10 protein-coding genes are annotated in these 12192 nt (G+C 68.8%); 3 read left to right on the top strand and 7 right to left on the bottom strand.

Annotated elements, in window-relative coordinates:
• Positions 1-22 precede the first annotated feature (22 nt).
• Positions 23-937, top strand: coding sequence for a DUF2381 family protein (locus tag D7V77_RS03705; protein WP_120574883.1), 915 nt, complete (start codon positions 23-25; stop codon positions 935-937).
• A gap of 34 nt (positions 938-971) precedes the next feature.
• Here the strand turns inward: D7V77_RS03705 and D7V77_RS03700 are convergent, their stop codons facing one another.
• From D7V77_RS03700 to D7V77_RS03680, 5 genes are all read right to left on the bottom strand, one after another.
• On the bottom strand, positions 972-2285 hold the full coding sequence (locus tag D7V77_RS03700) for a kelch repeat-containing protein (RefSeq protein WP_120574882.1): 1314 nt from the start codon (positions 2283-2285) through the stop codon (positions 972-974).
• Entirely contained in the window at positions 2282-3148 is an 867-nt protein-coding gene (locus D7V77_RS03695; protein ID WP_233596664.1) for a hypothetical protein, read from the bottom strand. Before D7V77_RS03695 ends, D7V77_RS03700 begins: the two co-directional genes overlap by 4 nt.
• Before the next feature lie 110 nt (positions 3149-3258).
• Positions 3259-4077 (bottom strand): hypothetical protein, encoded by an 819-nt coding sequence (locus D7V77_RS03690; RefSeq protein ID WP_120574880.1) that lies wholly within the window; start codon positions 4075-4077, stop codon positions 3259-3261.
• Positions 4078-4203: 126 nt separating this feature from the next.
• Positions 4204-5103, bottom strand: coding sequence for an RNA polymerase subunit sigma-70 (locus tag D7V77_RS03685; RefSeq protein ID WP_120574879.1), 900 nt, complete (start codon positions 5101-5103; stop codon positions 4204-4206).
• Entirely contained in the window at positions 5100-8204 is a 3105-nt protein-coding gene (locus tag D7V77_RS03680) for a tetratricopeptide repeat protein (protein ID WP_120574878.1), read from the bottom strand. The genes D7V77_RS03685 and D7V77_RS03680 overlap by 4 nt, the downstream gene beginning before the upstream one ends.
• Before the next feature lie 345 nt (positions 8205-8549).
• Between D7V77_RS03680 and D7V77_RS03675 the strand changes: the two genes are divergently transcribed.
• Positions 8550-8789, top strand: a complete 240-nt coding sequence (locus tag D7V77_RS03675; RefSeq protein ID WP_120574877.1) for a hypothetical protein — start codon at positions 8550-8552, stop codon at positions 8787-8789.
• Here the strand turns inward: D7V77_RS03675 and D7V77_RS03670 are convergent, their stop codons facing one another.
• Positions 8790-8990, bottom strand: coding sequence for a transposase (locus D7V77_RS03670; RefSeq protein ID WP_158624307.1), 201 nt, complete (start codon positions 8988-8990; stop codon positions 8790-8792).
• Positions 8991-9133: 143 nt separating this feature from the next.
• Positions 9134-9532 carry a transposase gene (locus D7V77_RS45900; protein ID WP_158624305.1) on the bottom strand — a complete coding sequence of 133 codons (399 nt, stop codon included), beginning with the start codon at positions 9530-9532 and terminating at the stop codon, positions 9134-9136.
• Positions 9533-10254: 722 nt separating this feature from the next.
• On the opposite strand from D7V77_RS45900, the gene D7V77_RS44560 reads away from it, so the two are divergent.
• Positions 10255-12057, top strand: coding sequence for a hypothetical protein (locus tag D7V77_RS44560; RefSeq protein ID WP_233596663.1), 1803 nt, complete (start codon positions 10255-10257; stop codon positions 12055-12057).
• The last annotated feature ends 135 nt before the right edge of the window (positions 12058-12192 follow it).

Here is a 12192-nt window from a genome sequence, read left to right as displayed (position 1 = left end):
ACCCTCTGGGAGCCGCCGCCGAGTGCCTTCATCTTCCTTCATCGTTCTCCTGGGCCTCTTGTTCGTGGGCGGAGTGGCAGACGCTCAATCCACGGTTCTGGCCACCCTGCCGGGCGCGCGGCGCATCGAGTTGGCCCCTGACGACGCTCGACCCGCGTCCGAGATCGTCATCAGTGCGAACGTCTCGACAGGCCTGTTCTTTGACTCTGACCTGCTGCGCGATGGCATCGAGCTCGAAGGACGGGACCGCTTCTCCCTCGTGGATGTGGGGCAGACCACCCTCCGGTTGGTGCCCTCTCCGCGCGTGACGGCTGGCGAGCAGTTTCGACTGGTCGTGCGTTTCCAGGATGGAGCCGCACCGAGGAGTGCCACCTTCCTTCTGCGGGCGCATCCCGCGAACGCGGAGCCGCTTGTCGAGGTCTATCGTGGGCGGCGGACGGTTGAGACGTACCAGCAGGAAGCCAGGGAGGTTCGTGACGCGCTGGTGCGGTGCCAGCAAGAGCGCGCCCACCTGATGGCGGAGCATGAGGCTCCGGCCGGTCTTGCAGGCCTCATCTCCACCAAGGCATTGGATGAGCACGGTGTGGCCGGATGGGTCGTGACCAAGGACGTAGCCCAATCGGCTGGGAATGTGCTTCGGGCAGCCATCGTCCGAAGCTACCGATCCTCGACCAGGGTGGCCGTGGAAATCCATCTGGCGGTGAACTCGGGGGCCCAGACCTGGATTGGAAAAGGGGCAATGCTTCGAACCAAGGCCGGCGTGGAGTTGAAGGTGCTTCGCCTGTGGCAGGAGCACCCCATTTCGACAGGAGAGATCGGCCGCGTCGTGGTTGAGGCCGAGGCTTCAGCGGCTCTTGTTCAAGGGCCCTTCTCGCTCAAGCTGTGGGAAGAAGACGGGCCTCGGACCCTCACGCTCACCAACGTGACGTTCCCCTGACCTGGAGGAACGCCTCGCGGGGCTCGGACGACGCTCAGGGGACGTACCGCTCGGCGGTGTCCAGCGCCACGCCGCCGTCGGTGCCTCCGATAATGAGCACACTCCCAGATTCCAGCCACGTGGCGGTGTGAGAGGTGCGCGCCGATGACATGGGGGCGATGGGTTCCCAGCCGCCATCCCGCCGGAGTATCTCCGCGGAGGCACGCGGCTTCGCGTAGGAGGTGGAATACCCGCCCGTCACCAGCACCTCGCCCGAAGGCAGGGCGGTGGCCGTGTGGAGGAAGCGGGCTTCCCTCATGTCTGCCTGGGGCGTCCACGAAGCGCTGCCTGGCTCGAAGAGTTCCACTGACGGGAGGACCGTTCCAGGTGAACCCTCGAGGGAGCCGGTGACCAGGACCTGTCCAGAGGGCAGCAGCGTGGCGGCGTGCCCGTTGCGCCCATGGCCCATCCGCTGCGAAAGGAGTCGCCATCCTCCATCCGGTGGGTTCGAGTCGTAGACCTCGGCGGTCGCCTCCGCTCCGTTGCGATGGTAGCCACCAATGGCCAATGCCACGCCACCGTCCAGCAGGGTGAGCGTCAGCATGTTGCGTCTGACGTTCAGGTCCCCTGTCTTCGTCCAGGAGTCGTTGTCCGGAGCATAGAGTTCGGAGGTGTTCAGCCCATCGGCATCCGAGCTGCCGCCACCCGCCACCAGCACCTTCCCCGAGGGCAGCAAGACGGCGGCATGGGAGGCACGTGCTCCGCCGGGCATGGGACTGACCGCGGTCCATTCATTCGCACCCACGTCATAGATTTCAGCACTGCCCAGCGCGCCACCCGTGGGTCCCCTGCCACCGACCACCAATACGTTGCCATTCCGCAGCCGGGTGGCGGTGTGGTCCATGCGAGCCGTCCCCAGGTTCCCGCCGGCACTCCAGCTGTTGGAGGCGACGGTGTAGATCTCCGTCGTGTTCGTCGGGTTGACCGCCGAGAGGTCGCCCGTGCTGCTTCCGCCAACAACAAGCACCCGGCCGTCTCCCAGCGCGGTGGCCGTATGGCCTGTGCGCCGCATTCTCATGGAGACCACGGACTTCCACCCCGGCGGTTCGCGCTCGTCATCGGGAAGGCCCCCGTCAGGTCCTGCGTCCTGCCCCGCGTCCCCTCCGTCCTGCCCCGCGTCCCCGCCGTCCGGTCCACCTGCATCCAGGATGTCATTGCCGTCAGGCCCCGCATCCGACCCGCCATCCTTGCAGATGCGAGGATTGTCGAGGCAGAACTGGTCCACCAGGTCGTCGACGTCGAGACACGCAGTGGCCTGGACGCCGAGCAGCAGCAAGCCAAGGGCTGTCGAGCGGAGCAGGGGCTTCATGGCAACCTCCCAGACACGAACACGGACGTCCCATCCAGCCCGAACTGCACGGGCACCGGCTTCTTCGGCGACCCCAGCAGGTACATCCCCGTGGAGGCGCCCAGCCCCACCAGCCCCGTGACCAGCAGCCCCACGGAGGCCGTCTGCAGCCTTCGCGCGCCGTGGGCCGCGTTCCTGGCATCGGCCTCTGAGTGGATGTCCTTTGCCACGCCATCCAGCTTCGACTTCCGCCCCTCCGCCACTCCCCAGAAGACGCCCGCCGCGACGACGAAGGCCCCTCCCGCCACGGCGGGAATGAGCGCCCGGTCTCGCAGGAGTGAGTGCGAGCCGGACAAATCCCGCAGGGGAGCGGATGAAGACTCCGGGACTCCCGTGGTGACGACGGGGAGCGGCTCTCGCGGCGCCTGAACCTCCTGCGCTTCCGAGGGGGGCTCCTGGTTCAGGGGCTCACTGGCCGCCCCTCGCGCGGCCAACTCCTTCAGGACTCTCTTGCGCACCGCTTCGAAGTGCCGCTTCACCTTGGGCGAGACAGTCAGCGGCAACTTCGCATCGGGGTTCAAGCTGAGGGCGGCCTTGAAGGCGGCTTCGGCGTCGCTCAACCTTCCGCTCAGCTCCACCAGGATGACGCCCTGGTAGAGCGACAGCACCACCTCATCCTCGGGCCCGCGCGATACCTCCTTGCAGCGGGCCATCTGTTCCAGGGCACGCTCGTAATCGAGGTCCTCGAACAACAGGTAGGTGGACTTCGCGCAGATGCGTACGTCGGGGGAGACGTCGCCTCGGGCAACCCCTGGGATGAGGGAGAGCCAGAGGAGCAATCCCCAGACACAGCTGCCGCGTCGCCACGGGATGCTCGAAAACACGGCTCTTGCCTTGCCGTGGGTGGAAGGACGCATCGAATTGTCTTTCATTGCACGGGTCCATGTTCCCGGTGCTCGCGGAGATGAAGGGTTGCCCTGTCGCCGGGTGCTGCTCATTCCTGCGATTGCGCGACTCCCGCTGGTGAGTCGTCGCTGCCATCCGGCGTGGAGGGGACGGCGGTGCCACTGGCCGGCTGGGACTGCGCCGCGTCGCCCAGGGGGGCTCCCTGCCGCTGCTGGAACCAGGTGTCGGCGGACGGGCCCGTGTACGTCTGCCCGAAGGGGCCTTTGAAGGCGTCCACCGCGTCGAGCGGAGTTCCAGGCGCTCCGCCCTCCCCGGACGTCTGGATGACTTCCTGCTGCGGCGGGGGCGTCAAACCCAACACCTTCTCCAGCTCCGCCTTGCGACTCGTGCCCTCGAAGGCCGAGTCGAGCTCGTTCTTCGTCGGCTTCACCTTGTCGATGTCCTTCTGGCTGTACGGGGCGGGCTTGCATTCCGCGAGGGCCAACGCGTTCGCCTTGTGCATGGCCTGCTCCGCGCTCCTGGCGGCCAGGGCCGCCTGCTCCTCCGCCTTCTGGAGGTTCTGGGCCGCGGTCCTGGACGCCTCGGTGGCCTCCTTGAGCTTCTTCTCCGCGGCGGCGAGGGCATCCTTCGACTTCTTCGCCTCCTCGGGCGTCTGCCCCGGCTTCTGCGCGGCTTGGCGTGCGGCGGCGGTGGCCTTTTCCGCGGTGGCCTTCTGCCGTCGCGCGGCATCCGCTTCGAGCCGGGCCTGCGCCAGGGTGTCCCGGGCCTCCGTCGCCGCCTTGCGCTTGGCTTCGGCGGCGAGCCGCGCCGCCTCCGCCTTCTGTCGGGCCGCCTCCGCGAGGCGCTGTGCCTCGGCGGGATCGACTTTTGATGCATTCGAGCCACCGACTGCTTTCACTCCAGCCATGGGTCCGCTCCTCTTGATTGGGGCTGGCGGGTCAATGAATGGCCGCCCCTGCAATCAATTGGGAAGAGGGAGTGGGCCCAAGGGCATCCCAAGAAATCCCTGGGGAGCCGGGCCCCAGGCAGGGCATCAGTCCAGCAAGCCCTGGAGGCTGAGATCCAGTCGGCTGCTGACCAGTCCCAACAGGCTCTCCAGGGCAAGCCGGTCCTGCTTCAGCCGGGGCGCGAGCTCCATGCGAACGCGCTCGAGCAACTGCTCGCGGGCCTCCGCGATCCTGCGCGCGATGCCGGAGCGCGAGCCGCCATACATGAGCGTCAGCCGGTCCATCGTGAACCCATGGAAATGGTGCAGGCGCAGCAGGGTCCGCTCCTGTTCCGGGAGCACCGCCACCGCCTTGCGGAGCGACTCGACGAGGAGCCTGCGCGCGTCTTCGCGCAGCAGCGCGTACTCGGGGTCGCCCGGGGCCAGGAGCCGTGCGAGCTCCTCGGGAGGCTCCGCGACGAGCTCATGGCGCGCGTCCCGGCCCACGAGCTCCCCGGCGATGCGCGCGGCGACGATGCCCACCCAGGTCAGCAGGGGCCCTCGTCCCCCATAGCTCGCGATCCTCGGGGGCGTGTCGCCGCTGCCCACCAGCAGCCGCTCGCGCAGCACCTGCAGCACTTCGTCCACCATGCTCGGCGACACCCTCCCGAGCCGGGCGGGGATGTACCGGAGGATGTTCTGCTCGAAGGCCCGGAGGGCCGAGGGCTCCCCGGTGGCGCAGGCGCACGCGAGGTACAGGTCGGCGCCATGGAGGACGCGCATCACCTCCAATGTCCTTCCCGCGGGCAGGTGCCGGGCCAGGTGCCGCGCGAAGGACTCCGCCGGGAGCGGCGTCGTGGCCCAGGCCCACCCGCTCCGGGCCGCCTCGACGAATTGGTTCAGCAGTGCCTCCAACCCCTCCACTGCGTCCAGCTCCGCGCGCTGCTCCCAGGGCAGGTGCTCCCGCAGCAGCGCCGCCAGGGAGCCTGTCTTCTGTTGCTCGCTCATCGCTTCGCCTCCCGCTGTTGCCAGGCCAGCACTCGCTGGAGCTCCGGCTGGCCTCGGACTCCCACGGACTCCAGCCGCGTCCGGGCCTCTTCGGCCAGTTCGAACGCTCGCGTCCGGTCCGGGGCGGGGTGCGTTTCCATGAGCGCCCGGGCCAACAGGAAGGAGGTCCTCCCGGCCGCCTCCGCGTCACCGGGCTTGCCCCAGCGGGTCTGGATGCGACGGGCGCGCTCGAGCAGCGGTGTGGCCTGCGCCGCCGCGCCCAGTGCCAGATGCGCCTTGCCGGCGCAGGTCAGCGCGTTGGCACCGTCCTGGGACTCCGCGCCATCGGTCTTCTCGGTGAGGGTCCTCGCCCGGTCGCAGTACGCGAGCGCCTCCTTCGGGGCCCGTGTCGCCAGGGCCAGCTCGGCCAGCAACTGCAGCACGGACACCGTCTTCCCCGCCGCCAGTCCGGAGTCCCCCTCCAGCCGCTTCAGCGCGTCCACCAGGTCGCGCCGCGCCTCGGGATGGCGGCCCGCCTTCAGGTGCACCTGCCCCCGGACGGTCAGCGGCAGGGCGGCGCGCGGCGAGTCCGGGCCCAGGGACCGCTGGACGCGCTCCAGGGCCTCCGTGGCGAAGGCCAGCGCCTCGGCGTCCTGGCCCGCCTCGCGGGCGAGGACCGCCTGCTCCGTGAGCGCGAAGATGACGGTGATGTGATTGGGGCCCCGGGCCCGCTCGAAGATGGCGCGTGCCCGCTCGACCTGTGAGCGCGCCTCCTCCAGCCGGCCTTCGAGGCGCGAGACCCCGGCCAGGTTCAGCAGCACCGTCCCCATCGGAGTCGTCTCCGGGCTGGAGGACGCCTCCTGGAGGGCCAGGGCCCTGCGCCAGGCGCTGATGGCCTCGGCGTGCCGGCCCACCTCCAGCGAGGCCGTGGCGACCCGGTTGTAGGAGGTCGCGAGGGCCGGGTTGTCGGGGCCCAGCAATCGCTCGCGCAGCGCCAGGGCCTCGCGGTGGAGCTTCAGCGCTTCCTCGTAGCGGCCCTGGCCGTAGCGGATGCGTCCCAGCTGGTGGAGGAGGTTGGGCGTGCGCAGGCTGTCCGGGCCATTCCTCCTGCGGGAGAACTCCAGGCCCTGGAGTGCCTCCTGCTCCGCCTCGGCGAGCTGGCCGTGCGCCTCTCGCAGCGACGACAGGCGCGCGTGCAGGTCCGTCGTGATGTCGGGGAAGCGCTCCCGTCCCAGCCGCTCGACGGCGGCCCGGGCGTGCAGGATGAGCTTCTCCGCTTCGTCGGCGTGGGACTGCTCCTCCCCCACCACCCAGATGAGCTCCAGCCAGGCCCGTGCCACCGTCTCGTCGTCACGCGCGGCCTCTCCCTCCCACATCGCCTGGTAGAGGACCGCCTCCGCTTCCTTCGGTTTGTTGAGGCCCCCGAGGAACACGCCGTGGGCCAGGAGCACCTCCGCCCGCAGCGGCTTGTAGTCGAGCACCTTCAGCTCCTCGAGGAGGGCTGTCGTCACCGCGAGGCCCTCGGTGAACCGGTGTGACACGAGGTGGGCGCGGGCCTGCGCCAGCTTGTGCCGTGCCGCCTCCACCGGGGCCCGGAGGTTCTCGGGCGGCTGCGGCCGGGCGGAGAGGCCGGGCGCGTCCCGGCAGCCGGCGAGCCCCTCGAGGGAGGTTGTCAGCGGGTGCGCGTTCTGCACCGTCAGCACGTCCGCCTTCTCCAGCACCTCGGTCACGGCGGCGAACTGCCAGAGCCGCGCGTCCAGGCACGCGGCCGTCTGCCAGGCGACGTCCGCCGTGTCGCTGTCCGTGGCCATGCAGGCCTCGGTGCGAAGCGTCCGCCACTGGGCGGCGTAGGCGTCCATCGCCGACGCGAGCTGCTCCCATGCTGGCGCGGCGTAGGACGCGCCCGTGGACAGGAAGGCCGTGCGGATCCGTTCGCGTCGCGCGGGGCTCCAGGCCACCGTGAGCTTCTCCACTTCCTGCTCGCAGTGGCTCCCCTCGCGATGCGTCACCCCGTAGGCCGCGAGGGTGCCCAGGACGCCCGCCACGGCCGCCACGGCCGTCATCCGCGCAAGCCACCGGATGGGCCGTGGCGTGAGGGCCGCCAGGAGGGACTCCATGGAGGGGAAGCGCTCCTCGGGGTTGGCGCTGAGCCCCCGGAGGACCGCGCGCCGGACGCGGGCTGGAACCTTCACCTCCCGCTTCGGGGGGCTGAGGGTGCCTTGCCGCGCGGCCTGGGCCAGCTCCTGGAGTGTCGCACCCTGGAAGGGGCGCACGCCAAAGAGGGCCTCGTGGAGGGCCACGCAGAAGCTGAACTCGTCGGAGTGGGCGTCCGCGTGCTGGCCCTCCAGGATCTCCGGAGCCATGTAGGCGGGCGTGCCCAGGAGCTGGCCCGTGCGGGTGAGGTGCCTCATGGAGGCGACCGGGGCCGTGTCGGGCTCCTGGAGCGGAGCGCCCTCGTCCTGCTGGAGCGGGCCGGCGATGCCGAAGTCCGTCACGAAGACGCGGCCCTCCTTGCTCAGGAGGGTGTTGGCGGGCTTGAAGTCGCGGTGCACCAGGCCCGCGGCGTGCGCGGCGGCGAGGCCCTTGCCTGCTTCGCGGAAGACGCGGAGCACCTCCTTCCAGGGACGCGGCTGCCGCATCCACTCCGCCAGAGTGGTGCCCTCCACCAGCTCCATGGCGAGGAAGACGCCGTCTGCATGGGTGCCCACGTCGTAGAGGGTGACGACATTGGGATGGCGGAGCCGGGCGAGCGCCTGGGCCTCGCGCAGCAGCCGCTGCCGCAACTCCTCGCGTTGGCGTCCCTCGGGACGCAGCATCTTGATGGCCACCCGGCGTCCCAGTTCGGGGTCGTCCGCCGCGTACACGACGCCCATCGCGCCAGAGCCGATGCGCTCTCGCACCACGTACCGGGAGAGCTTGTCGCCCGGCAGCAGTAGCTGGGACGGCGCCTGTGCGGAGGCCTTCGGAGCACCGGCCAGGACCTGGGTGTCATTCCCTGCCGCCAGGACCCAACGGCAGTCCGTACAGCCTTCCAGGTGCGCCAGGACAGAGGTCCGGTGCTCTTCTGAGAGCAGCCCCGCGAGAAAGTCCGTCAGCGTCACTTCCTCTGGACATGAATGCATGTGCTCACTCCGCGATGCGTTCCGGTTTGCCAGACAGAGCCGTCGGAGAGTTGAGTCAAGCGCGTGGGCATTCCCCCTTTGAAGTCCTGGGATGCAGCTTAGACCATTCCCGCGCTCTTCACGAGTGCATGGGCAGTCGTGCGTTGACTCGCGCACGGAAGAAATCTTGAGATGCAGGCGGGGCCATTCCCTCATTCCCCATGAGCGCATCACTGGATTCTTGACTTCTAGGAAGAGCGCTCGGCGTTTCGTAAGTCCTGCGTGTCGGTGTCTTCCTTTCATCCGGGTGGTGTCTGTCTATCCCGATGATGGGCTGTGAATCCTTCATCAAGAGGGGAGTGTCCCATGGGCGCCGTCGCACCCGCGAGTGGTCCGGGAGCAAAGGTAGACATTGCCGAGCAGCAGAAAAAAGAGCTGGCGGAGCAGCAGAAGGCGGCGGCGGCGAAGGTCGCCGCCGACGCCAAGATCAATGCGGCGGCGGATGCCCGGAAAGCCTTGCCGCCGGTCCGGCGCGCCGCGACTACCGCGCGACAGGAGAAGGCCGCCGCGGCCACGGTCGCCAAGGACGCTAGGGGCTGTCCCTGATTACCGCAGCCAAAGAAGCATGGAAGCAACGTGCAGGACGGCGAGGTAGCTCTTCGCCGTCTTGTCGTAGCGGGTGGCCGCAGCCCGAAAGCGCTTGAGGTCGTGGAAGAAGCACTCCACCCGGTAGCGCAACCGATAGAGGGTGCGGTCCAGCGCAGGCGGTTGCTTCCTGCTGGGATGGGGATGAATGACAGGCGTCATTCCCCCTTCAGGGCGTTGGCGCGAATGCGCTCTGCGTCGTAACCGGTGTCCGCGATGAAGGCCTTGCCTCGGCGTGCACCAACAACTCCTCGGCCATCGTGGACTCATGTTGCTGGCCGGGCGTTATTTCGAGGTGGAGCGGCTTACCGCCCGCCGTTGTGACGGCGTGAACCTTCGTTGAAAAACCTCCTCGAGAACGCCCCAGAGCATTTCTTCGGACCCCCTTTTCCGCCCGAGGCGTCCTGATGCGCCCGGACGACGGAAGCGTCTGCCAGCGAGCCGAGCTCATCCACCGGAAGTCGCAGGGCCTTGAAGATGGCTTCCCAGCGCCCGACTTGCGCCCCGCGGTGGAAGCGGTTGTAGACGATCTTCCAGTGGCCGAATCGCTCCGGAAGGTCCCGCCATAGAACCCCAGTCTTCACGCGCCAGATGACGGCGTTGATGAAGTCGCGGTCCCCTCGCTTCGAGGGTGGGCCGCTCCGCGAGCCCAGCAAGGGCTTGATGCGGCTCCACTCGGCATCGCTCAGTTCATGTCGGCGCACAGCCAGCGTTGATCATGCCTGACGCTGGCTGGCAACCTCCTGGTGCCCCTCAAGGCCGGGTCCAACGCCGGTGTTTGAGCCACCAAGTTGATTTTCGGGCCGGAGATCAGGGACAGCCCCTAGGTCCCTCAGCGCCCCTCCCAAGTTTTTTTGGGACGCCGGTTGCCTTCCTCCCTCTTTCTCCTCGACTGCAGGGGCAGACACGCATCGACCCGAGCAGGACGTACCACGCCTCGGGCCCGTTTCGTGTCCGCGTCTCCAATCACAGGCATCGCATCCGCCTTGCCTGACACAAGGCATTCCCCGTCGAGAGGAGATACTCCATGGGTTCAGTGACAGCGGTCGGTTCTGGCGGAAAAGTAGACCCTGCCGAAGCGCAGCGCCGCGCAGAGGAGGCCCGGCAGAAGGCGGAAGCGGCGCGGCTCGCGGCCGAGGCCAAGCGCAAGGCGGCGGAGGCGGCTCGGGACAACTTGGCGCAGGCCAAGCGCGACGCGGATTCCGCGCGGAGACAGCAGAAATCAGCGGAGAAGGCTGTCGCCGACACGCGCAAGGCAGCGGAGAGGTCCGGACAGCCACCCGCGGAGGCGAAGAAGTCGAAGGAGGACCTTGCGGCCGCAGAGACGAAGTTCAAGGAAGCAACTGAGGCCTCCAGGAAGGCTGCCCAGAAGCTCCAGGCGGCGGAGGAAACGGCAGCCCTCACCGCAAAGAGTGCCGAGGAGGCCATGCGCAAAGCGAATGCGTTGGCCATCGAGGAATCCAAGAAGCCCCCCTACAGTCAGGAGGACATCAACAAGGTCAAGCCCACGAAGAATGAACTCGCCTCCGCCTTCGAGGGCACGAGTCGGAAGTCGGAACTGGAGAAGTTGCTGGGTTTGACGCCCCCGCCCCAGGAAGCCATCCAAACGGCCGGGAGCGGCGAAGCGCCTGGGGTCCCATTCACCGCGATGGGCGTGAATGGCATGCAGGGCGGCCCTCCAGTGCCCCTCGGTCAACCATTCGCGTCCCCTTCCCAGGAAGCCAACCCCGAAGCGATACCGCACGCCACCCGGCCCGCGGAGCCCCGGGACGCCGACGCGGGCGCACCGAAGAAGTCGCCGGTCGAGCTCAACCCGGGCGCCAGGAACACCGCCACGGCCAGCGGCACCGTGCAGGGCAGCGGAGCCCCGTCCACCCTCGGTGGCGCCCAGTCGAAGCAGAAGCAGGCCCAGGACTTGGCGAAGCAGGGCCGGCTCGGCGAGGCCCTGGACGTGGCCCTCAACTCCGAGGGCGACAGCGTGAAGCTCAAGCTGAGCGCCAACGGCGAGGTCCAGGCGGGCGCCGCGCCGGTCAAGGCCGGTGGCGAGATTGGCAGTGAGGTCGAGGTGAAGCGGGGGCCCAACGGCACCTACGAAGTCACCGCCCTCAACGAGGGGAAGCTCACCGCCGAGCCGAGCACGAAGGGCCCCGTGAATGGCTCCGCGGAGCTCGGGGCCGGCGTCTCCCCGAAGTTCGAATTCAAGTCCAAGGAGGACGCCCTGCGCGGCCTGGGCATCATCGCGGCCGCCGGCAACGAGTCCGCGCTGGGCGTCGCGGCGAGCTACGCCGTGGATGCCGGCGCCAAGGTCGGTGACAAGGTCTCCGGCTTCCTGGCAAGCGCCGCCAAGGCGGTGGGCGCCGACGGCCTCGGCAAGTTCTTCGACAAGGCGGGTGACACCAACCGGAAGCTGGACTCGTACGTCGGCACGGACGCGCAGAAGTTCCTCGGCGACCACCTGAAGGGCTTCTCGGTGAAGGGCACCCTGGCCGGGAAGCTCGCGACGGACCTGCCGCTGCCCAACGTCCCGCTCGCGGGCGAGCTGAAGGGACAGCTCGAGACGAAGGTCGACATCGAGTTCGGCAAGAACGGCCAGAAGCCCACCATCACCGTGGAGCAGTCCGGGCAGATCGAGGGCAAGGGCTCCGTCGGCAGCGACACCGCCTTCACGAAGGAAGTCGAGGGCAAGGGCTCCATCAAGCTCGCCCTGCAGAGCAAGTTCGAGGTCGACGGGAAGCTGGACCTGGCGGCGGCGCTGCAGGGCCGCTCCTCCGGGCCCCAGGTCAACCTCGTGGCCTCCACGCTCTCCGCCGAGGTGGGCGTCTCCGGCAAGAGCGGCGTGGGCCTGGCCACGCCGGGAGGCACGCAGACGGAGGCCAGCCTCAAGGGCGACACCGGCGTGTCCGGCAAGCTGAAGCTCACGGGGAAGACGGTGGACGTCGCCGCCGCGCTGGCGGACCCCAAGGCGCGCGAGGCCCTGGCCAACGGTGACTTCGGGCCGCTGGCGAAGAACCTGGGGAAGGTGCCCGTCACCGTGGAGGGCGAGCTCGCGGCGACGGCCGGCTTCACCGGGAAGCTGTCGCTGGACGCGGGGCGCGCCAGCGGCGGTGTCTCCATCGAGGGCTCCCTGAGCGACGTGTTCCTCAAGGAGAAGCGGGACCTGAAGGGCGACGAGTTTGCCGCGCAGTTCAGCAGCATCCGCGCCTGGCTCCAGCAGCAACTCCACGCCTGAGCATCCGTCCCCGCAACGTCAACCCATTGTGCCTGCCCCAAATCCGCTCGCTGCGTCATGAGCGCGTTGAGGTGCGCAAGCGAGGTGCGCGCGGGCCGGCGAGTTCCTGTAGCAGTGAAAGTGGGGTCGGAATCA

Source organism: Corallococcus sp. CA041A, assembly GCF_003612075.1.
Lineage (GTDB): Bacteria > Myxococcota > Myxococcia > Myxococcales > Myxococcaceae > Corallococcus > Corallococcus exiguus.
The sequence above is the reverse complement of the archived record's forward strand: the minus strand, read 5'-3'. Positions and strand labels throughout refer to the sequence as shown.